General features: G+C 52.9%; 15 protein-coding genes and 1 pseudogene. 1 reads left to right on the top strand and 15 read right to left on the bottom strand.

Annotated features, from left to right (window positions below):
- Positions 1-200: 200 nt before the first annotated feature.
- From mukB to cmoM, 4 genes are read right to left on the bottom strand one after another with little or no spacing between them, the layout of a single operon-like run.
- The gene (gene mukB, locus B9P82_RS02255) at positions 201-4,661 is read right to left on the bottom strand and encodes a chromosome partition protein MukB (RefSeq protein ID WP_101699881.1); all 4,461 of its coding nucleotides are present in this window, start codon (positions 4,659-4,661) and stop codon (positions 201-203) included.
- The gene (gene mukE, locus B9P82_RS02250; protein WP_016152457.1) at positions 4,661-5,365 is read right to left on the bottom strand and encodes a chromosome partition protein MukE; all 705 of its coding nucleotides are present in this window, start codon (positions 5,363-5,365) and stop codon (positions 4,661-4,663) included. Before mukE ends, mukB begins: the two co-directional genes overlap by 1 nt.
- Positions 5,346-6,668 carry a chromosome partition protein MukF gene (gene mukF, locus B9P82_RS02245; protein ID WP_016156123.1) on the bottom strand — a complete coding sequence of 441 codons (1,323 nt, stop codon included), beginning with the start codon at positions 6,666-6,668 and terminating at the stop codon, positions 5,346-5,348. The genes mukE and mukF overlap by 20 nt, the downstream gene beginning before the upstream one ends.
- Positions 6,661-7,464, bottom strand: a complete 804-nt coding sequence (gene cmoM, locus B9P82_RS02240) for a tRNA uridine 5-oxyacetic acid(34) methyltransferase CmoM (protein ID WP_016156122.1) — start codon at positions 7,462-7,464, stop codon at positions 6,661-6,663. Before cmoM ends, mukF begins: the two co-directional genes overlap by 8 nt.
- 135 nt (positions 7,465-7,599) lie before the next feature.
- Here cmoM and elyC point away from each other — a divergent pair, with 135 nt between their 5' ends.
- Positions 7,600-8,364: an envelope biogenesis factor ElyC gene (gene elyC, locus B9P82_RS02235; RefSeq protein ID WP_019076401.1), complete on the top strand. Its 765-nt coding sequence runs from the start codon at positions 7,600-7,602 to the stop codon at positions 8,362-8,364.
- Positions 8,365-8,399: 35 nt separating this feature from the next.
- On the opposite strand, the gene B9P82_RS02230 is transcribed toward elyC, so the two are convergent.
- The 11 genes and pseudogenes from B9P82_RS02230 to aroA all read right to left on the bottom strand — a co-directional run bounded on the left by B9P82_RS02230 (position 8,400) and on the right by aroA (position 21,369).
- Entirely contained in the window at positions 8,400-9,293 is an 894-nt protein-coding gene (locus B9P82_RS02230) for a YcbJ family phosphotransferase (protein ID WP_016156120.1), read from the bottom strand.
- Between the two features lie 168 nt (positions 9,294-9,461).
- Positions 9,462-10,202, bottom strand: a pseudogene (kdsB, locus tag B9P82_RS02225) (3-deoxy-manno-octulosonate cytidylyltransferase); the annotation flags it as partial.
- Complete coding sequence (gene ycaR, locus B9P82_RS02220; RefSeq protein ID WP_003035793.1) at positions 10,199-10,381, bottom strand: protein YcaR; 183 nt, start codon at positions 10,379-10,381, stop codon at positions 10,199-10,201. The pseudogene kdsB and the gene ycaR, both read right to left, overlap by 4 nt.
- Positions 10,382-10,432: 51 nt before the next feature.
- The gene (locus B9P82_RS02215; RefSeq protein WP_101699879.1) at positions 10,433-11,665 is read right to left on the bottom strand and encodes a winged helix-turn-helix domain-containing protein; all 1,233 of its coding nucleotides are present in this window, start codon (positions 11,663-11,665) and stop codon (positions 10,433-10,435) included.
- Between the two features lie 41 nt (positions 11,666-11,706).
- On the bottom strand, positions 11,707-12,684 hold the full coding sequence (gene lpxK, locus B9P82_RS02210; protein WP_101699878.1) for a tetraacyldisaccharide 4'-kinase: 978 nt from the start codon (positions 12,682-12,684) through the stop codon (positions 11,707-11,709).
- Positions 12,681-14,429 carry a lipid A ABC transporter ATP-binding protein/permease MsbA gene (gene msbA, locus B9P82_RS02205; protein WP_101699877.1) on the bottom strand — a complete coding sequence of 583 codons (1,749 nt, stop codon included), beginning with the start codon at positions 14,427-14,429 and terminating at the stop codon, positions 12,681-12,683. Before msbA ends, lpxK begins: the two co-directional genes overlap by 4 nt.
- A gap of 36 nt (positions 14,430-14,465) precedes the next feature.
- Positions 14,466-16,730, bottom strand: a complete 2,265-nt coding sequence (locus B9P82_RS02200; RefSeq protein WP_101699876.1) for a ComEC family protein — start codon at positions 16,728-16,730, stop codon at positions 14,466-14,468.
- Positions 16,731-16,936: 206 nt separating this feature from the next.
- Complete coding sequence (gene ihfB, locus B9P82_RS02195) at positions 16,937-17,221, bottom strand: integration host factor subunit beta (protein ID WP_003035780.1); 285 nt, start codon at positions 17,219-17,221, stop codon at positions 16,937-16,939.
- Positions 17,222-17,381: 160 nt separating this feature from the next.
- On the bottom strand, positions 17,382-19,055 hold the full coding sequence (rpsA, locus tag B9P82_RS02190) for a 30S ribosomal protein S1 (RefSeq protein ID WP_003035776.1): 1,674 nt from the start codon (positions 19,053-19,055) through the stop codon (positions 17,382-17,384).
- 113 nt (positions 19,056-19,168) lie between these two features.
- Positions 19,169-19,852 carry a (d)CMP kinase gene (cmk, locus tag B9P82_RS02185; RefSeq protein WP_016152447.1) on the bottom strand — a complete coding sequence of 228 codons (684 nt, stop codon included), beginning with the start codon at positions 19,850-19,852 and terminating at the stop codon, positions 19,169-19,171.
- Between the two features lie 233 nt (positions 19,853-20,085).
- Entirely contained in the window at positions 20,086-21,369 is a 1,284-nt protein-coding gene (gene aroA, locus B9P82_RS02175; RefSeq protein ID WP_049042999.1) for a 3-phosphoshikimate 1-carboxyvinyltransferase, read from the bottom strand.
- Between the last annotated feature and the right edge of the window lie 62 nt (positions 21,370-21,431).

The raw sequence follows: 21,431 nt of genomic DNA, 5'->3' as shown, positions 1-21,431 counted from the left end.
TATTTTGGCGGGGCCGAACCTGTAAAACGCCAATACAAGCTGAAGTATGACGAGCAAGCCTGTGACGCGTTAGGCTTACCTTTAGTATATAAACATGAAAAAATTTTTGCCTAACCTAATGTAAAGAAGTTTAAAGAAATTACACCAGTTATTGAGAGTTTCCGGAAAAAAAAGAAGGCGGCCATTTAGCCGCCTTTTATTTAGCTTGCCTGCGAGGAGGCATCTTCGGTGCCAGGCAGCGGCTCAGGTAACTGAGGCGCAAACCCGCGCAGACCTACCACGTGAACGTGTTCGGTGTTCTGGAATACTTTACGCACCAGTTTGTAGGTGGTCCCTTTCTCCGGGCTAATGTTTTCTGGGGCTGCGATAATCAGTTGCATTTGCAGACGCTCGCACAGTTCAAACAGAGTCGCGATAGAGCGTGCATCAAGTCGCGCAGCTTCATCAAGGAACAACAGACGGCAAGGAGAAATATCTTTCCCGCGCAGTCTACGCCCTTCGTCTTCCCAGCTTTGCACAACCATCACCAGAATAGACATCCCGGTCCCGATCGCTTCACCGGTTGACAGCGCGCCAGATTCAGCACGCAGCCAGCCGTCAGAGCCACGGTTAACCTCAACTTCCATTTCCAGATAGTTACGGTAATCCAGCAGCTCTTCACCAATGGTTTGCGGCGTACGTTGCCCCATATCAATCTGCGGATTCAGACGCTGATACAACTTCGCCAGCGCTTCAGAGAAGGTCAGACGATTGCTGTTAAACAGATCCTGGTGCTGCTCATGCTGTTCGGAAAGTACGTCCAGCAAGGTAGCATGCGTCTCGCGTACGTTGACGTTCAGACGAACGCTGTTTACCTGGCCAAACGACACGCTTTGCAGCCCCTGGTTCAGCATGCGAATACGGTTCTGTTCGCGCTGAATGGTCTTACGAATGATATTCGCCACGCTGCGAGAGCTGATCGCCAGTTTCTGTTCGCGGGACGTTAATTCTTCCGTCAGACGGCTCAGCTCAATCTCCATCTGTTCGATGGCTTCAACCGGATCGTCGGTACGGATGATATCCTGGCGAATACGTTCACGCAGATGCTGATAAACTGCAACAAAGAACTGAATTTTACGCTCTGGGCGTTTTGGATCTTCAGACATGCGCAGTACATCGCGCAGGTGTTCGTTATCCGCAACCGCCAGGCGCAGTGCACCAAGCGCCTTATCCGACATCGAGCGCAGTTCATCACCGGAAAGATACGCCAGCTCACGACGGTGCAGGCGGCGTTCAACGCCGTTATCTTTCACCATCCGCATCACCGCACACCATCCGGCTTTCGCGGTAACCACCTGCTCGCGCATTTCAAAATAATCACGTTCCAGCTTGCGCAACCTGCGGGTCAGGTTTTCCATCTCCGCTTCGCAGAAGGTCAACGCTTTTTCCAGTTGGTTACGGCGCGCACGGTTGTTGCTGAGCTGCGCATGCAGTTCATCACGACGAATACGCGCGCGCTCTTCGGCACCGCTGTCCGCACGAACGCCAATATCCTGCAGTTCACGTTGTAAATCGTTAAGCAGCTCTTTTTTGGTGTCATAGGAGCTTTTCAGCGACGCCATGACCTGGTTGTACTGGCTTAACTGTGCAGCGTGACTGCGTAGCGCTTCACGGGCGCGGGTACGTTCAGCTTCCGCCTGTTCCAGGCGCTCACGCAGTTTTTCGTTCAGATCGCTGTTGCCGCTAAGCATTTCAGCAGAGTCGGAATAGCTAAAGTGCGCCCGGCGCTGCACCACTTCGGTCAGAGCAAAAGCTTGCTGACGTGCATCGCGCTGCATCTGCTGGGAATACGCGTAGTCTTCCTTCAGTTGTTCAAACTGCTCAGGGTCATTTTGCAGGACCGAAACAATCGGTTCCAGTTTGGCTAACTGGTTGCCATGTTGCTGTACAAAACGCGCCGCTTCCTGGGCTTCATCCAGGCGCTCACGAATTTCGTCCACGCGATCGGCCAGCGTGTCATCCGCCAGCAGATTCAAACGCGGGAGAAGGCGGTTAAGAGCAGAGACCCCCTCTTTCGCCTGCTCAAACTGCATACGGCTTTGCTGATTATCATTTTCATGATTGCTCAGCGCACGTTCCAGTTCAACGCGACGGCCATTCAGTTGGCGAATTTCCGCTTCCGGATCGGCTTCAAACGCCACCGACAAATGACTGCCAATGAAACGACTGAACGCCTGATGCAGACGCTGGGTTTTCTGGACGTCAAAGGAGAGCGTTGCGAAACGTTCAGACAGCCCTTCACGCTCGGCATGCAGGGTTTCGATACGGCTTTCGCGCGCTGCACGGCCAAAAATCGGCACCGTCGGGAAGCGGGAATAACGCCACTGACGCTCGGCGGTTTTCACCACTACCGCTTTTTCCAGCTCATCAACGCTGAAAACGCTGTCATCAAACGACTGCGGATCCCCTTCGATGAAATAGAGATCTTCCGGACAATCCGTCAGCCCTTCAAGCTGCTCGGTAATCAGCGTCAGATCCGGCACCACGATGGCATGACGCGAAGGACCGTACAGCGCAGAGAAGTACGGCGCATCTTCAAGGCTAACGTCGTCATAGATTTCTGACAGCAGAACGCCGCCGAAGCGCTCCGCCAGCGCGTTCAGACGCTGATCTTCCGCCCCGCCCGGCTGACTTAAACGTTCAATTTCTTCATCAACTGCATTTTTGCGCGCACCGACTTCATCACGCTCAACAATGGCTTCACGCTCGCGCTCCAGCAGTTGTTGCAGATACTCGGTCACGTCCTGGCTTGAGGTAAACTCTTCGCCACACTGCTCGCTAAGCTGATTCAGGCTATTCTGCGCGGCCAGCCAGACAGGCGCACGTTTCATCAGATGCTGGATACGAGACTGCAGCTGTTCCTGCTCCTGACGCAACGTCATACGCTGTTCGCTGGCAGAAGAGACGCTGTCCGACAAGGCGGCGATGCGTGCTTCCAGCTCCTGGTGCAGCGCTTCCAGCTCATCGATATCGAACTGTTTACCCTGACGCTTGCAGAATTCAGCCAGCAGACGCTCGGCGTCTTGCTGTTCGCGCAAACGCTGCTCCAGCTCGCTAAGTCGCATACGCAACGGCTGAACCTGTTCCGCCAGGTGGCGCTGTTCAACGCCTTCCCGCAGCAGTTCACGCGCCACGCTCCAGGCTTCACCACGCGCCAGCGGGCCATTGATAGCCGCCACCAGCTGATAAGCCTGTTCGAACTGGCTGTGCGCGGTTTGCGCCACGCTCATTTTTTGTTCCAGCGTCAGCAGTTTTTCAGTGGCTTCCTGCTCTTTAGCCTGGAAGGTTTCCAGCCATTCAGCAGCGCTGTCGGCGGTCAGATCCGGTAAATGGCAGAGCTCTTTCGCCCGATTCAGCGCCTGGATCGCCTGGGTATATTGGATGGCTCGCGTTTGCTGGACGTCCAGCGCTTGCTGATAATCGGCAAGCTGGCTTTTCAGCTCATCCACTTCCAGTTCCGCGGCTTCTGCGCGGGCTTCGTTTTCATCCTGGCGGTCAACGGCTTCCGCGACCACCTCATTTTGTTCTTCGAGACGGACCTGCAGTTCTTCGAGATCCGCTTCGTAGCGTTCAATTTTTTCCTGCTGACGCAGCGCGGTTTGCACCAGATTCAGGTGATCGCTCGCGGCCTGGTAATCAGCTTCCAGATCGCCTTCCGCGCCGTTATGCTCGCCCAGTTCGCGCGCCATATCCACGTGCTTATACTGCTCCGCGGCCAGCTGCTTACGTGAAGTATGCAGCTCACGACGATATTCCAGCGCTTTATCAAGATGGATACGACGTTCGTTGGCGTGACGCATATAATCCGCGGCCACATAGTTGGTCGCTTCGCTGATCAAATGCTTAAACAGATCGCGGTCAGACTGAGTTACGCGAATCGCTTCCAGCGTCATGCGGTTTTCACGCAGCGCAGCTTCCATATCCTGGAAGGCTTTACGCACGCCGCTGTTTTCCGGCAGCAGGTAGTCACGTAGTGAACGGGTAATGGCACTGGAGATCCCGCCGTACAGCGAGGCTTCAATCAGACGATAGAATTTACTACGGTCAGACGCGGAACGCAGACGACGGGCGATGATGCCCAGATCGAACATCAGTGAGTGATAATCGGTGATTGAGTTGAACTGTTTAAACTGCACACCTTCCATCTCATCAAGCTTCTCTTTCAGCTCAGAGAGGGACAGCACGCGCGCCTGGCGTTCATTCAGCGTTTCCGTCACCAGTTGGGTTGGCTGCACCGACATCGGCAGTCCCTGAATGGCAAACGGTTTGATATCCACTTTACGATCGCGACCGGCAACCTGTTGCAGACGCACCCCCACGACTACGCGCTGATGGCGCGAGTTGAGGACGTCGAGCATTGAGTAACAGACGCCCGCTTTCAACTTACCGTGCAGGCCCTTATCACGTGAACCACTGGTTGCACCGGCTTCGGTGGTGTTACGGAAATGCAGCAGGGTTAAGTCCGGAATGAGCGCTGTAACAAATGCCGCCATGGTGGTGGACTTACCCGCACCGTTACCGCCGGACAGCGTGGTAACCAGTTCATCAAGGTCGAATGTACGGGCAAAAAAACCATTCCAGTTAATCAGCGTAAGTGAGCGAAATTTACCGCGTTCAATCATTATTCTTCTTCTCCACTGTCCGGCTGATTCTCTTCGGGCTCATCGTTGAGCTGCAGGCGGTTCTCGACCGGCATCGCTTCGCCATCACGAATTAAGCGACGCTGCGCTTCGCGCGGATCGTCACCGCTGCGCACGTCCGCGCCAAAGCGGAAGACTGATTCCGTAATACGGAATTTGCTGCTGTCGTGACCCATAAACCACACCATGCCTAAACGGCGCAGACGGTTTAGCGAAGAACGAACTTTTTCCTGTAGCTTCTGGCGATCAACATCCGAACCGGTTGAACGGTTGTTCACCAGTTTCAGCAGCTTCGCTTCATCAGCCAGCGTTAGCAGCTCGTCGTACAACTCTTGCTGGGTAAAAATCCCTTCGTTCGCCAGGCGTTCCGGGCTGAGATAGAGATAGCAAAGAATTTTACCGACCATCATGTCCAGTTCAGACAGGACCGAACGGGGAATGAGCGTCGTTGAACGCGGGCGAAGGTAGAAGAACCCTTCCGGCGCACGGATCAATTCCACGTTATAGCGGCTGTAAAACTCTTCAAAATATTCCTGAAAATCCATCAGGAAGGCATGATTATCCAGTTCATCCAGACCGATATGGCGGCCCGAACGTAAGGCGCTGTCCAGCGCCGGAAATAACGGATTCGCCAGCGCCTGCGCCAGCTTTACCGGCATCACTTGTTCAATATTTGTCAATGACATGCGCCTGTACCTTGGCTCCGTAATCATTAATCGGCTGCCATTTGGCTGGCAGTCCGGTGAAGTCTGCTTGCGCTACGCCAAGGCGTACCGCCTGATCGATAACTATGCGCGCGACGTCGAAATGACGCGCACGTGGGTATTGCGCCAGATACTCGCGCACGACCAAACCGAGATCCAGTGGTGTTTGTCTGGATTTGTAGATAGCCAGCTGTTCTTCGATGATCGCCGCCAGCTGTTCACGGATCTCGTTAAATTCTTCATATTCCAGATCTTCCGGAAGCTCGCCGGTGACCTCTTCGTCACGCAGCACCATCTCTTCGTCACGCATATCCAGCAGACGATCGGCGTTGGCATAGGTTAGCGCCCACGGATCGTCAAAGTATGTCTGCACGGACTGGCGCAGACGCTGGGCAAAGACGCGGTTTTTATCCATATCGATCGCGGTACGGATAAACTTATGCACGTGACGATCGTAGCCGATCCATAAATCAATGGACTGCTGACCCCAACTGATAATGCGGTCGAGCTTACTTTGTAAGTCAAACACCAGCCGATCGACGAAATGCAAATCGTCATGCGTCATCGTGGCGTCCTGGATGTGTAACAGGTGAGCCTGCAGCTTATCCCCCGCCGCTTCCAGCGTATCCTGCAGTTCACGCAGCGTACCAGACGTTTCAGAGAGCAGCAGTTCACAGCTGGAGATCGCCGCCCGCCAGTCTTTATTAAGCAACTGTGCGATGTCGTCTTTTACCTGCTGCTGCTGTTCATCCATGATGCGCTGGGTCAGATCGATACTGTCGAAAATCTCCGCCACCGAGTATTTCAATGGCGCGTAGACGTTACGATGCCAGTGGAACTCATCGCCGCCTTCCGCTGCCGCATCCGCCGCGCGCTTTAGTTCACCTGCAACAATCGACAGCTGCATTGAAAGACGTAGCGTAGAGAATTCGCGCTGACGAATGTAGTAATCCGTGATGCCAATTCCCAATGGCGTTAAACGATATATAGCGTTGCCTTCCGCCTGCTCGCTGGTAAAGCGGTTCAGCAGACGTTGACGCACCATATCGTTGATCGCGTTGTTGGCGCGTACGCCGATGGTTTCGCTGGTTTGCTCAAACGCATCACTCACATGGCGGAACGCATCCACCAGCTCACCTTCACTCATCTCGCCGTCAAGTCGCTCACCGTTCAGGGTCGCGACCGCCAGCAGGAACGAAAGTCTGTCTACCGGCAGAGAGATGGAGAAGTCATTTTTTCTGGCCCAGGCAACCAGTTCGGGGACTGTCTGGGAAAATTCACTCATAAATTATCCTTGCATCTGCGGCTCGGGCCGAACTTTTAATCGCGGTGACATGAATATAGCGCCCAAGGCTGATATACGGTTCCTGGCGGCAATAACGCGTTTCTAACTCAAGTAACATTTCAAAGTCGTCATGCTGTTTATGTTTATCTCGCAGATAATCATGAAACACACGGACGCCCGTTTTACCGGTTATCTGCCAACCGATCTCGTCCAGCCACTGGTAGACCTGCCCCGGATCGCGCGGGTAGTCCGGTGAAAGCGTGCGTTTTTTACGTTTCGGCATCCCCACCTGCACATAGTCAAAGTTCCCTGCGACCATGTTATGCATCAACAGACCGTTAGCATTGTAGAACATTAACGACAGCGCGCCGCCAGGACGCAATACTGACCACAGAGTCTGCAACACGTTGACCGGATCTGTCACCCACTCCAGCACAGCATGAAACAATATCAGATCAACCGGGCTTTCCAAATGCGAAGCAACATCCTGAGCGGCGCATTGTATAAAATGCATGTTCCCGCTCACACCTTTTGCCTCTGCCGCCTGTTGCGCTCGGGCGATCATCTCGCCAGACAGATCGCATAATGTGACGAAATGTCCTCGTTCCGCCATTTTGATGGCCGTTTGCCCTTCACCACCACCGGCATCCAGAATGTGCAGTTTTTGCTCACCGAACGTTTCCAGTAATCGATCCAGATCCTGCCAAAGGATAGCCTGTCTTAATTGACCTTTGGTGGTGCCGTAAATGTTACGGGAAAACTTCTCTGCAATGTCATCAAAATTGCGATCCCGCATCGGGCTCTCCGCATACTGGCTTTAGGGTGACTAAGTAAAACCGCTATTTTGTCACACCCACGCCGAGAATGAACCTTCCTGGTGTAATATCCCTGCAGATCCCCTGCTGTATGGTTAAAAAAGGAACCAAAAAGGATGCTTTTTACGCTGAAGAAAGTGATTGGCGGTATGATGCTGCCGCTGCCACTGATGCTAATTATGATGGGTATTGGCCTGGCGCTGGTCTGGTTCAGTCGCTTTCAAAAAACAGGGAAAGTGTGTATTAGCCTGAGTTGGCTGGCACTGTTACTCCTTAGTTTACAGCCCGTCGCCGACAGCCTGTTGAAACCGATTGAGGACAGTTATCCAACGTGGCAAGGTTCGCAAAAAGTGGAATATATTGTGGTGCTGGGCGGAGGGTATACCTGGAATCCGCAGTGGGCGCCGAGTTCAAATCTGATCAGCAACAGCCTTCCACGTCTGAATGAAGGTATTCGCCTATGGCGCGCAAACCCGGGATCGAAGCTCATCTTTACCGGCGCTGCCGCAAAGACGAATAACGTCAGTACCGCAGAAGCTGGTGCCCGAGTTGCGCAGTCGCTGGGGGTGCCAGCCAATGAAATCATCACCCTGGATCACCCCAAAGATACCGAAGAAGAAGCCGCAGCGGTAAAGAAGGCCATCGGCAATGCGCCGTTCCTGCTGGTAACCTCTGCCTCCCACTTACCGCGGGCGATGATCTTCTTCCAGCAGGCCGGCTTGCATCCGCTGCCAGCGCCAGCCAATCAGTTAGCAATTGATTCACCGCTTAATCCGTGGGAGCGCGCTATACCTTCACCCGTCTGGTTGATGCACAGCGATCGCGTTGGTTACGAAACCCTGGGACGCATCTGGCAGTGGCTGAAGGGATCGGAACATTGACAGGAATGCTGCCTGATAAGGTGTTCACATGTTTATCATGCGAGCCACGGCAGCAATGATTTCGTTGCCAGGTCAAAGTTGGAACGATTAAAGCGTCCGGTGTTGACCAATTGCGTCACTTCATCCCATAACACATACAACCAGCGCCGCCAGATGAATGACTCCGCCACTGGCGCGCGCTGCAGGTATTGCCAAAGCAGGCTTTCCGCCAGCGCATTATCCATCAAGCGGAACAGTTCATATTCCCTTGGCGCCCACAGCATCAACCCCGGTCCCACCATAGCCAGAAGCTGATCGCTACGGGCATCTTTGAGCATGCTACGTAAACTGAAATTACCGTGGATCAGCACGCAGTTATCATTGAATCCTTCAAATAAGGCAGGCAAACACTCACGCGTGCGAAACAGGATCCGCTTGTCCTGCATCGTTAGCCCGGTATTGTTGAACTGATTTAACGTGGTCCACAGCACCTCAACCCGCTGACGATACCATGATGGCCAGATATTCTCTTGCGTGTTATCCACCATTCCCACGCAGCCAGCACTATCCTGCCGATGCCATGACAGCAGACCTTCTACGATCTGATCTTTTAAATGTTCCCAGCGTTCGGGCGTTCGGGCAGGCGCTTCCACCGGCACTCCACGTAAACGCTCAAGCAGTAGCACATCAGGACCGGGATGTTCCTCGTGGGTTAAGACCCCATAAATGACGGGCATACGCACCGTACCACTGCGCGCCAGCATGGAGGTTTTCCATGCCAACTGCTGCGCCATACCCGGCGTGGTGAAACTTCTCGCCATCAGTGGCATCGGATTTCCCTGGCTGTCGTACAGTGACCACAGGGCCGTATCCACTTTTTCATTCACGCATTCTATACGACTGAGTTTTTCACCCAACAGATGACTGAGTTCGGCACGCAACTGTTCCATTTCGGATTGCCCTCATAAATGCTACTGCTTTCATAATGAGCGTCGTGCAGACAGATGTCACCCGGATGAGATCAATTGATGAAAAGAAAAGTGGCGGGAAAGCGTAACGATATGACACTCCTCCCAAAAATTCGCGTCATCAGGGGGAGTGTCGTGAGAAAAACTAACCATTTCGGCGCGAACGCGCTCAAGATCTTCGGCAGTGTCTACGCCGGTACCGGGTACTTCTTTTGCGACGGCAACATGAATTTTTTCGCCGTACCACAACACACGTAGTTGCTCCAGCATTTCAATATGCTCAAGCGGGCTGGGCTGCCAGTTAACATAACGGCGGATAAAACCGGCGCGATAGCCGTAAATACCCAGATGTCGCAAGAAGGTGTCACCCACCGTTTCCAGGCTTTTAGCGAAACGGTCGCGATCCCACGGAATGGTCGCGCGTGAAAAATAGAGTGCATAACCTTCGGCGTCCAGAACGACTTTCACCGCGTTCGGATTAAATGCCTCTTCCGCACTGTGAATCGGGGCAGCAAGGGTCGCCATACCGACCTGGCGCTGTGCCAGATTCTCAGCGACCTGGCGAATAATGACCGCCGGGATCATCGGCTCATCACCCTGTACGTTCACAATAACGGTATCATCGCTAAAGCCACATTTCTCGACGACTTCCGCCAGACGCTCCGTACCGGACTGGTGATCGGCGCGGGTCATGCATACTTCACCCCCCACCGCTTCTACCGCGCGAGCGACATCTTCGTGATCGGTCGCAACGATAATACGTTCAGCGCCAGATTCACGCGCACGCTCCAGCACATGCACGATCATCGGCTTGCCATTGATATCCAGCAGCGGCTTGCCCGGCAAACGTGTGGACGCATAACGCGCAGGAATAATGACCACAAAACTCATGATTTACTCTCATCAGCAGTCAGAACGCGAGCTTCGGTTTCCAGTAACACGGGAATGCCATCACGCAGTGGGAAAGCAAGGTTATCCAGTTTACAAATCAGTTCCTGTTTTTCCTGGTTAAACCAGAGTTTGCCATTGCATACCGGGCAGGCAATGATTTCAAGCAGACGATGATCCATAGTTCCTCCAGATGGACCGGATTGTGAATCCGTAAATATTAACATAATCGCTTACCGTGCTGGGTCTATTTCCCAACCATGGCGTGCATCAGCAAATAAACCTTCAGGATAGCGTCCCAGCGTCACACGTGTTGCCTGCTGCCAGCGGGCAAAATCATCAATCGCCTGAAACAATCCTTTTTGCAGAGTAACCCCAGGTTTGACGCCATCCTGTAACCACAGCGAAATCATTTCCAGTACGCCCGTTTTGCGGTGCATTTTGGCATCCATCCGCCCAACTAACTGCCCGCGATGCAGCAGCGGCAAGACGAAATAACCATACTGACGTTTCGGTGCTGGCGTGTAACATTCGAGCCGATAGCTAAAATCGAATAGCTGCTCTGCCCGTTTACGATCCCAGACCACCGGATCAAAGGGTGATAATACTGCGCTATGCGTCGCCGTTAATTTACCCGTCAATGCCTGCTCCAGCAGCGGCTGAAGGTGGCTATGCAGCCACAGGGTTCCTAACCCTTCGACATCGACAGGAATAATCTGTTGCTGCTGTGCACGTACGTTGCACCAGTTTTTTAGCGCCGGACGCTTCAGGCGATAGTAGTCTGCCAGCCATTGTTCGCGAAAAATCCCCAGACTGCGGGCACTGTTATCCAGCATGAGGCTTTCTGCTTCTTCCTGTGAAAGCCGGTCGCGTTCATCATCCCAGTGCGGCATGACGCGATGGGTTAAATCATACACTCGCTGGAAATTACGCCGTTCCACCACCATCACTTTCCCGGCGGTGAACAGGCCTTCAAGATGACGCTTATGCGGTTTCCATGCCCACCAGCCGCTGGCCCCCTTGTGCAGATGCTCAAAATCGGCAGAGCGTACTGGTCCGTTATGCTGGATGTGCTGGAGCAGTTGCTCAATCTCATGCGCATGTTCTTCCATCCACTCCGCTTTATATTTCCAGCCCATTTTCTCCGGGGCCAGCATGCGGTGACGTATCAGCATAAAGTCGCTACGCGGCAAAAAGCAGGCCTCGTGCGCCCAGTATTCCATCAGTTCGCCCCGCTGCAATGCGTCATCCAGCCACTGGGGCGAATAATCACCCAACCGACTAAACAGCACCAGGTAAGGGCTGCGCGACACAATATTGATGGTATCGATTTGCAATAACGACATGCGCGAAATGGTAGCAAGAATATCTGCTGGGGTTGCCCGACGGCGTGTTTTTTTCAGCAGCCCTTGAGCGGCAAGGTGAAGATGACGGGCATCCGTCAAAGAAAGACGCGGCAACGACATTTATGGCCTCATAAATGATTCGCTGCCGCAGCGTGAATCAGTTAGCGAGTCAGCGAGATTAAGCTATCCAGCAACATATCAGGCCGATCGCCTGACAAATGAGCGTCAACAGGTAAATACCACCAGTTTTCATCGGCAAATGCACGGCACTTAACCGCATCTTTTTCCGTCATCACCAGCGTTTGCCCGGCGTCTGCAAACGCACTGACGTCACTGTAGGTCAGAGACTGATGGTCTGCCAGCGCAATACTTTTTTGCACGCTGGCACCGCATGCTTCCAGCGTGGCAAAAAAACGCGGTGGATGGCCAATGCCCGCCATGGCGACAATATTGGACAGCTGCGACACATCGCGGCGTTCACCCGTACGTAAATTAACGGCCTGCCCCGGTTCAAGTCGCATAGGGATTTCCCCTGGCTGCGCAACGCCACCGTTAACGATAGTCGCATCCACCGATTTAAGCCGACCTGCGCGTTCCCGCATGGGACCCGCGGGAAGCCACCAGCCATTGCCAAACCGACGTTCTCCGTCAATAACCACGATTTCAACATCTCGCGCCAGACGGTAGTGCTGTAGCCCATCGTCCGTCACAATCATCTGCACATCGTGTTGGGCCAAAATGGCTTTGACCGCATCCGATCTTACCGGGGATACCGCTACGGGCACGCCGGTACGTTGGGCGATCAGCACAGGTTCATCACCCGCTTCTGCCGTAGTGGTATCTGCGGTCAGTAATAGCGGGTAAGCAGCCGCTTTCCCGCCATAACCACGCGACACCACGCCCACGCGAATCCCACGTTGACGCAGTTGTTCAACCAGCCAAATCACCACTGGTGTTTTGCCATTGCCGCCCGCGGTCAGGTTTCCGACCACCACAACCGGGACTGGTGCACGCCACGTGCGTTTAATCCCAAGCTTGTAACATAAGCGGATCCCCCCGCTCACCAGGCCATACAGCCAGGAGAGTGGGAGTAACAGTCGCCACAGCGGCGACTCACCAGACCAGATTCGAGCGATCATTGACCGAATTGCATTTTATGTAATTGTGCATACACCCCACGCTGCTCAATCAGCTCGCTATGGGTTCCACGCTCAACAATAATACCGTCTTCCACCACGATGATTTCATCCGCCTGTTCAATGGTAGAAAGGCGGTGAGCAATCACCAGGGAGGTACGGTTTTTCTGAAGCTCATCCAGAGCAGCCTGAATCGCGCGTTCAGACTCGGTATCGAGTGCCGACGTTGCTTCATCAAGGATCAGAATCGGACTGTCACGCAACAAGGCGCGGGCAATAGCGATACGCTGGCGCTGACCACCAGATAGCAGGACGCCGTTTTCGCCAATCACCGTATCCAGGCCATTGTCCATCTTATTGATGAAATCCATGGCGTAAGCCATTTTCGCCGCTTTTTCGATCTGCTCACGGCTGTACAAATCGGTACGCGCGTAGGCGATGTTGTTGGCAACCGTATCGTTAAACAGGTGCACATTCTGCGAAACCAACGCAACCTGATCGCGCAGGGATGCCAGGGTATATTCACGTAGATCGTGTCCGTCCATTAGAATCTGCCCTTCATCAATATCATAGAAGCGCGTGATCAAGCTGGCGATGGTGGATTTCCCTGAACCCGAACGGCCAACCAGGGCAACGGTTTTCCCCGCTGGAATATTCATGTTGATGTTGCGCAGCGCAGGTACTTCACGTCCCGGATAGGTGAATGTCACGTTGCGGAACTCGAGATTGCCGGTAGCGCGTTCGATTTCGCGCGTACCTTCATCTTTTTCCTGCTCGCTATCCAGAATCGTAAATAAGGTCTGGCAGGCCGCCATACCGCGCTGGAACTGTGCGTTGACGTTGGTCAGCGATTTCAACGGACGCATCAGCGCGATCATTGAGGAGAAGACAACCGTAATTGTCCCTGCAGTCAGGTTTTCCATTACGCTTGGGAAGCTGGCTGCATACAACACGAAGGCCAGAGCCAGAGACGCAATCAGCTGGATGATAGGATCGGAGATAGAAGAGGCGGAAACCATCTTCATGCCCTGCAAACGCATCTTATTGCTGACTTTATCAAAGCGCTTAGTTTCGACTTCCTGACCACCAAAAATCAGAACTTCTTTGTGGCCTTTCAGCATCTGCTCCGCACTGGTCGTAACCTGACCCATGGTGTTTTGCATATTTTTACTGATGCTACGAAAACGCTTGGAAACTATACGAATCGCCACTGACACAATTGGCGCCAGTACAATCAGGATCAATGACAGCTGCCAGCTGTAATAGAACATCATGATAAACAGGCCAATAATTGAAGCCCCTTCACGTACCACGGTGATCAGCGCGCCGGAGGACGATGATGCGACCTGCTCTGAATCATAGGTAATACGTGACAACAGCGTACCTGTAGACTGTTTATCAAAAAAGGAGACCGGCATGCCCATCATATGGCCAAACAGGCGGCGACGCATGGTCATGACCACTTTGCCTGATACCCATGAGATGCAGTAGCTGGAGACATAGCTGGTGAATCCGCGAAGAACCATTAGTCCAATGACCACCAGCGGCATCCACAGCAGCACCGAGCGATCCGTTTTACCAAAACCATCATCCAGTAATGGCTTAAGGAGCGATAGCATGAAGGTATCGCTGGCCGCGTTCAGGATTAACGCTATACCCGCCACGATCAGACCCGATTTAAAAGGCGCTATGGTTGGCCATAGTCGGCGAAACGTCTGCCACGTAGAGAGATCTTTATCGTTATGCATTCAAAAAACCAGCATTTGTTAGAATAGCCGCATATTCTACCCGTTATCCTCCGACACGCCAAACCACTGATGATACCAACGAGGTAAAATCTGATCCCGCAAGCTGTTTATTCGCCAGTTTTTTTGATAAAAATCCAGCGTAATCTGCCCCTGGTGGGGTGTATCCAGCCATTGATAATTTTGTTGCCGATAACGTTGCTTCACTTTCCTGGACGGGAGACGCCAGGCATTGTAACGGGATGCGGAGGCTAACGCGGCCTGCCCGCCGACCCGCTGAATCAGCGCCTGCGATGATGAGGTATTGCTACCATGGTGTGGAACCTGTATCACCGTAGACTGCAGATGCTGCCAGTAGTGACTGAGCATTTTTTGTTCAGCGGGAGACTCAATATCTCCGGTCAGCAGAATACTCTGATGCCCGTCATCGACCTTAACCACGCAGGAGTGGTTATTCCCCAGATCTTTATTTCCACGCACGGGCCAATGCGCACTAAAGGTTAACCCTTGCCATTGCCAGCGCTCCCCGCGTAAACACGGGAGATGCCCTTCCCAACCTAATGGGCTTCTTATCCATAGCGACGGCCAGGCTTGCTGCAGCGAACGCAACCCGCCCCGGTGATCCATATGCTCATGGCTTAAAATAATGCCTTCTGGCTCCAGGTTGTGCCAATGTAGCCAGGGAATAATCAGCTGTTGCGCGCTATCGCCTTCAGGCCATGCCAGACCGGTATCGTAAAGAATCGCTTTCCCATTGCGCGCAATGACCATCGCCAGCCCCTGCCCGACGTCCAGCATATGCACTTGCCAGACATCAGTACGTGGCGTTCGCCAGAACGGGGCGCTCAGTAAAAGGAGCACAGTGACACAAACTACCGGTATAGTTCGCCACGCGTTCAGCCGATATGCGATGAGCAGGAGTCCGGGTACAAATGCAAGCCATTGCCAACGTGCATCAATATTGATCCACCCTTCAGGCAGGCTCCTGAGCCCCCAAAATAATAGCGCGAGGGAGCGATCCGCTAAATACCATAGGTTCGACTCAACCATCGCCAGCCCGGTTAAATGCACGATCATGCCTGCTAATATCAATGGTACGGAAATAAACGTAACCAGCGGTACAGCAAACAAATTCGCCAAAAATGAGGTCAGGCTAAAACCGTGAAACATCGCGATTTGCACAGGCAGAAGCAGGAGCGTAATTCCCAATTGCAAATGAGCAAGCGCCAGAAATTGGCGTCCAACGCGAGACAGCGGCCAATCCGGCATCGGAACCCATTGATACCAGAACAGCAGCGCCGCAACGGCAAAAGCAGACAACCACAGACTTTGTGAAAGAACGGCGACAGGATCCACCACCAGAATGGCTGCCAGACAGCAGATCCACACCGACCATCCACTCCACTGCCTGCCGCTGAGTTTTAGCCCTCCCCAGACCAGTAGCGCAACAACCGTACGTAATGCCGGGGGCTGTAGCCCTGTTAACCAGGCATAGAATGTTGCGCAGACGATCCCGCCAACTAACGGAACCTGCCAGCAAATCCATCTGGTTGGCATAAAAAATTGCCCCGCGCGAATTAATCCTGCTGCCAGAAGTGCGGCAAATGCAATATGCAGCCCGGAGATAGCCATCAAATGGGCCGTACCGGTATCACGCATAATGGTTTTCACCGCTTGTGACACGGACAAGCGCTCCCCCATTCCCAGGCCCAGTATAACCTGCTGCCAGGGATAGTCAGCGAGCGCGCTTTTCAACGAGGAGAGATACCGCGAACGCAAACTGCATTGTTGTGTGATAACCGAAGCCTGCAAAAATCTTCCCGTCAGCAGCTGGTGCTGCGCCAATGCGTAACGCTGGCTATCAAACCCGCCCTCGTTCAATTGACCGTGTATAGCACGAACCTTCAACGTCATCGCCCATGTCTGGCCCGCACAAACGTTGCCGGGTAGGTACTGCCCATACAGAGTAATTCCGATAGCAGGAAATACCCGCTTCCCCTGCATATGCGTGATCTGGCCGTAGTGCGTTGTCATATTATCGGTTCCGGTTATCCGCACGATGGCCTGCTGGCTTTTTGCAGGCAGCGTATTACCGGCCCACAGCGCATCTTTCGCAGCCAGAACTCCCCAAAGAAAAAATAGCAGGGTTAATCCGGCGAAACGTACAGGGCTGTGAGAAATAAGGCAGAGCAGAATTGCCAGACCAAATATAACGCCGATGCACAGCATGTCAGGTAACGCAGGTAATAGCATAAGCGGGAGAATGCCGAATAATGCACTCGTACTAACCGTTGTTATTTTCATCAGTCACCTCCCTGTAGCAGGAAGTGTGCAGTAATGTTCGACGGTTGTCTGGTGCCAATTTAGCGTTATACGGTATGCATTCCGCTAACATTTAGCGGCGCTTGTAACGTGCAAATTAACTGGGATGGAGACTCCAGGATGGGTTGGCAGAAATGAAAAAAGCACCCATGCGGGTGCTTTTCTCGGCGTTAAGTCTCGCTAAAAACTTAACCGTAAATATTGGCGCGATCGCGCAGTTCTTTACCTGGTTTAAAGTGCGGAACGTATTTTCCTTCCAGGTCCACTTTATCGCCGGTCTTCGGATTACGTCCGGTGCGCGGTGCGCGGTAATGCAAAGAGAAACTGCCGAAACCGCGGATTTCAATACGCTCGCCCTGCGCAAGAGTCGAGGCCATATGTTCCAGCATCTCTTTAACTGCATCTTCAACCGCTTTCGCGGGAATATGAGGTTGCTGGGTTGCAAGTCTTTCAATCAATTCTGACTTGGTCATGATTCCTCCGGTTCCTTAAAGGCATAATTAGCTGCTGCATTGATTAAGGGCGGCCTTAGCCGCCCTTTGTCATTGATTACAGGACGAATCCTGTAATCTGTCAAGCTACTCGTCACCCTTTGTGCTGTTAACAGCACAAAGGATTTAGGAGCACTCGATATTACTCGCCTTTAGCTGCTTTGAAAGCTTCAGCCATTGCGTTGTTAGAGAAGTTAGCATCTTCCTGTTTGTTAACAGTTGCGATTGCATCTTTCTCATCAGCTTCGTCTTTAGCACGAACAGACAGGCTGATTGCGCGGTTCTTACGATCAACGCCGGTGAATTTAGCTTCAACGTCGTCGCCTACGCTCAGAACCAGAGTTGCATCTTCAACGCGGTCGCGGGAAGCTTCAGAAGCGCGCAGGTAACCTTCAACGCCGTCAGCCAGTTCTACGGTTGCGCCTTTAGCATCAACTGCAGTGACTTTACCGTTTACGATTGCGCCTTTCTTGTTCAGTGCAACCCAGTTGTTGAACGGATCTTCTGCGAGTTGTTTAACGCCCAGAGAGATACGCTCACGCTCTGCGTCAACCTGCAGAACAACAGCTGCGATTTCGTCGCCTTTTTTGTATTCACGAACTGCTTCTTCGCCTGCAACGTTCCAGGAGATGTCAGACAGGTGAACCAGGCCGTCGATGCCGCCGTCCAGGCCGATGAAGATACCGAAGTCAGTGATAGACTTGATTTTACCTTCAACACGGTCGCCCTTGTTGTGGGTTTCCGCGAACTGCTGCCATGGGTTGTTTTTGCACTGCTTCAGACCCAGGGAGATACGACGACGTTCTTCGTCGATATCCAGAACCATAACTTCCACTACATCGCCAACGTTAACAACTTTGGACGGGTGGATGTTTTTGTTGGTCCAATCCATTTCGGAAACGTGAACCAGGCCTTCAACGCCTTCTTCGATTTCAACGAAGCAGCCGTAGTCGGTCAGGTTGGTCACGCGACCAGTCAGTTTGGTACCTTCCGGATAACGCTTAGCGATAGCTACCCATGGATCTTCGCCCAGCTGTTTCAGGCCCAGAGATACACGAGTACGCTCGCGGTCGAACTTCAGCACTTTAACAGTGATTTCGTCGCCAACGTTTACGATTTCGCTCGGATGCTTAACGCGTTTCCATGCCATGTCGGTGATGTGCAGCAGGCCGTCAACGCCACCCAGATCAACGAATGCACCGTAGTCAGTGAGGTTCTTAACGATACCTTTAACTTCCATGCCTTCCTGCAGGTTTTCCAGCAGCTGATCGCGTTCTGCGCTGTTTTCGGATTCGATAACGGCACGACGGGAAACAACAACGTTGTTACGCTTCTGATCCAGCTTGATTACTTTGAATTCAAGCTCTTTGCCTTCCAGGTGCAGCGTGTCGCGGACCGGACGAACGTCTACCAGGGAACCCGGCAGGAACGCGCGAATACCATTCAGCTCAACAGTGAAGCCACCCTTGACTTTGCCATTGATAACACCAGTAACGGTTGCAGCTTCTTCGTAAGCTTTTTCCAGCGTGATCCAAGCTTCGTGACGTTTAGCTTTTTCACGGGACAGCAGGGTTTCACCGAAGCCGTCTTCTACTGCATCCAGAGCAACGTCAACTTCGTCACCAACCTGGATTTCCAACTCACCCTGGGCGTTTTTGAACTGCTCTGCCGGAATGGCGGACTCAGATTTCAGACCAGCGTCAACCAGTACTACGTCTTTGTCGATAGCAACAACAACACCACGAACGATGGAACCCGGACGGGTTTCGATTTCTTTTAAGGATTCTTCAAACAGTTGAGCAAAAGATTCAGTCATGTTTAATCTTCAGGTTTCATATTTAACGTCCACCTGGCTCCATGCCGGATGGGGTTGTTTAACATACCCGCTGTCAATCCATTGCAACGGGGGTACTGCAAATTCGGTCGCACTTAAGCGAGTGCCAGTTTTTGGCGCGCGTATTGTAACGCTTTTTCAATCACTTGCTCAATGCTTAATCGGGTTGAATCCAAAACTAAAGCATCAGCAGCGGGAACCAGCGGCGCTACAGCACGATTACGATCGCGGAAATCGCGTTCTTCGATCTCGGCCAAAAGGCGTTCAAAGTTAACACTAAAGCCCTTTTCCTGCAACTGTAGCATACGTCTATGCGCACGTTCTTGCGAGGAGGCGTCCAGGAAAATTTTCACTGGTGCATCCGGGAACACCACGGTCCCCATGTCTCGTCCGTCGGCAATCAGGCCGGGCGCTTCACGAAACGCGCGTTGGCGGCGTAACAGCGCTTCGCGTACGCGAGGAAACGCAGCGACCTGAGATGCGGCATTCGCTACTTCCTGGGTGCGGATTTCGCCGCTGACATCTTCACCTTCCAGAATGACTTCCAGGTTGCCGTCCGTTGAGATAAAACGCACATCCAGGTGTGAGGCAAGCGGTACCAGAGCATCTTCAGATGTGACATCAACATGGTGATGCAACGCTGCGAGCGCCAGTACGCGGTAGATCGCGCCTGAATCTAACAGATGCCATTGCAATGCTTCCGCCATTGCCTTGCACAAGGTGCCTTTTCCTGCACCACTTGGGCCATCAATGGTAATAACCGGGGCAATTGCCGTCATCTTTTTCTCCTTAAACGGGCATACGTTAACGTGAACGCCGCGCATTATACGCGCCAACGCTAATAATCGTTAACACAGAGTGTAAAAACCCGATTAGTCTGTAACGATGTGAGGAAGAATTGCGCAATTATAGCGGGCTGGCGAGAAACCAGCCCGGAAGATGACACTGATTTACTGTTTATCTGCAGCGATGCGCTCACGAATATGCTGAGCGCGATCGTCAGATGTGAGGATCAGGCAGGTATACTAATACGCGCCAGCTGTTCGAAATAATCCGGGAAGGTTTTGGCGGTACATTTAGGGTCCAGAATGGTCACCGGCGTGTCAGACAACGCCACCAGCGAGAAACACATCGCCATGCGGTGATCGTTGTAGGTCGCGATCTCCGCAAACTGTAACGTCGCCGGTGGTGTGACACGAATATAGTCTTCGCCCTCTTCAACGATCGCGCCCACTTTACGCAACTCAGTCGCCATCGCGAACAGGCGGTCGGTCTCTTTGACGCGCCAGTTGTAGATGTTACGTAAGGTCGTGGTGCCTTTAGCGAACAGCGCTGCCGTGGCAATGGTCATCGCCGCATCGGGAATATGGTTCATATCCATGTCTACCGCGTTCAGCTCACCGTGAGTACAGGCAATAAAGTCATCGCCCCAGGTAATGGTCGCCCCCATTTTTTCCAGCACATCAGCAAAGCGGATATCACCCTGCATACTGTTGCGGCCAATCCCGGTGACTTTTACCGTACCGCCTTTAATGGCTCCTGCTGCGAGAAAATAGGAAGCGGAAGAAGCATCACCTTCAACCAGATATGCACCCGGTGACTGATACTGCTGCTGACCCTGCACAATAAAGCGCTGGTAGTTCTGATTCTCAATTTCAACACCAAACGTTTTCATCAGGTTCAGTGTGATATCAATGTAAGGTTTGGATACCAGCTCGCCTTTAATGGCGATCGTCGTATCCTGCGGCGCCAGTGGCGCAGTCATCAGCAGCGCAGTCAAGAACTGGCTGGATACGCTGCCGTCTACCTCAACCTGTCCTCCGGTAAAGCCACCGCGCAGACGTAAAGGCGGATAGTTTTCCTGCTCCAGGTATTCAATGTTGGCTCCGCCCTGGCGTAACGCATCAACCAGATGGCCAATCGGGCGCTCTTTCATGCGCGGCTCGCCCGTCAACACGATGTCATTGCTGCCCAGACACAGCGCAGCGGCCAGCGGGCGCATTGCGGTTCCGGCATTGCCAAGGAACAGTTCCACTGCGCCTTCGGCATGCAGCGCACCGCCATTGCCGATAATCTCGCAACGCGTACGGTCGGCAGAAAGGGTATAGCTAATTCCTAACGCATTCAGAGCATTAAGCATATGGCGGACATCATCGCTGTCCAGCAGGTTGGTCAGGACAGTGGTGCCATTTGCTAATGCAGCCAGCAGCAAAGCGCGGTTAGAAACACTTTTGGATCCAGGCAGATTGATGGTGCCATCCACCCGCGCAATGGGTTGTAACGTCAGGGATTCCATGAAACTCGACTCTCAAAAACAGACATAAAAACCCCACAGACTGGCTGTGGGGATGAAAATAC

Origin of the sequence: Citrobacter sp. L55 (genome assembly GCF_002850715.1) — a bacterium.
Classification (GTDB): domain Bacteria; phylum Pseudomonadota; class Gammaproteobacteria; order Enterobacterales; family Enterobacteriaceae; genus Citrobacter; species Citrobacter braakii.
The sequence above is the reverse complement of the archived record's forward strand: the minus strand, read 5'-3'. Positions and strand labels throughout refer to the sequence as shown.

Excerpts from the sequence above, each read along its gene's own strand:
- rpsA (WP_003035776.1), bottom strand. The coding sequence starts at position 19,055 with ATGACTGAATCTTTTGCTCAACTGTTTGAAGAATCCTTAAAAGAAATC.
- mukB (WP_101699881.1), bottom strand. The coding sequence starts at position 4,661 with ATGATTGAACGCGGTAAATTTCGCTCACTTACGCTGATTAACTGGAAT.
- cmoM (WP_016156122.1), bottom strand. The coding sequence starts at position 7,464 with ATGCGGGATCGCAATTTTGATGACATTGCAGAGAAGTTTTCCCGTAAC.
- B9P82_RS02230 (WP_016156120.1), bottom strand. The coding sequence starts at position 9,293 with ATGGAACAGTTGCGTGCCGAACTCAGTCATCTGTTGGGTGAAAAACTC.
- cmk (WP_016152447.1), bottom strand. The coding sequence starts at position 19,852 with ATGACGGCAATTGCCCCGGTTATTACCATTGATGGCCCAAGTGGTGCA.
- ihfB (WP_003035780.1), bottom strand. The coding sequence starts at position 17,221 with ATGACCAAGTCAGAATTGATTGAAAGACTTGCAACCCAGCAACCTCAT.
- elyC (WP_019076401.1), top strand. The coding sequence starts at position 7,600 with ATGCTTTTTACGCTGAAGAAAGTGATTGGCGGTATGATGCTGCCGCTG.
- msbA (WP_101699877.1), bottom strand. The coding sequence starts at position 14,429 with ATGCATAACGATAAAGATCTCTCTACGTGGCAGACGTTTCGCCGACTA.
- mukE (WP_016152457.1), bottom strand. The coding sequence starts at position 5,365 with ATGTCATTGACAAATATTGAACAAGTGATGCCGGTAAAGCTGGCGCAG.
- mukF (WP_016156123.1), bottom strand. The coding sequence starts at position 6,668 with ATGAGTGAATTTTCCCAGACAGTCCCCGAACTGGTTGCCTGGGCCAGA.
- aroA (WP_049042999.1), bottom strand. The coding sequence starts at position 21,369 with ATGGAATCCCTGACGTTACAACCCATTGCGCGGGTGGATGGCACCATC.
- lpxK (WP_101699878.1), bottom strand. The coding sequence starts at position 12,684 with ATGATCGCTCGAATCTGGTCTGGTGAGTCGCCGCTGTGGCGACTGTTA.
- ycaR (WP_003035793.1), bottom strand. The coding sequence starts at position 10,381 with ATGGATCATCGTCTGCTTGAAATCATTGCCTGCCCGGTATGCAATGGC.
- B9P82_RS02215 (WP_101699879.1), bottom strand. The coding sequence starts at position 11,665 with ATGTCGTTGCCGCGTCTTTCTTTGACGGATGCCCGTCATCTTCACCTT.
- B9P82_RS02200 (WP_101699876.1), bottom strand. The coding sequence starts at position 16,730 with ATGAAAATAACAACGGTTAGTACGAGTGCATTATTCGGCATTCTCCCG.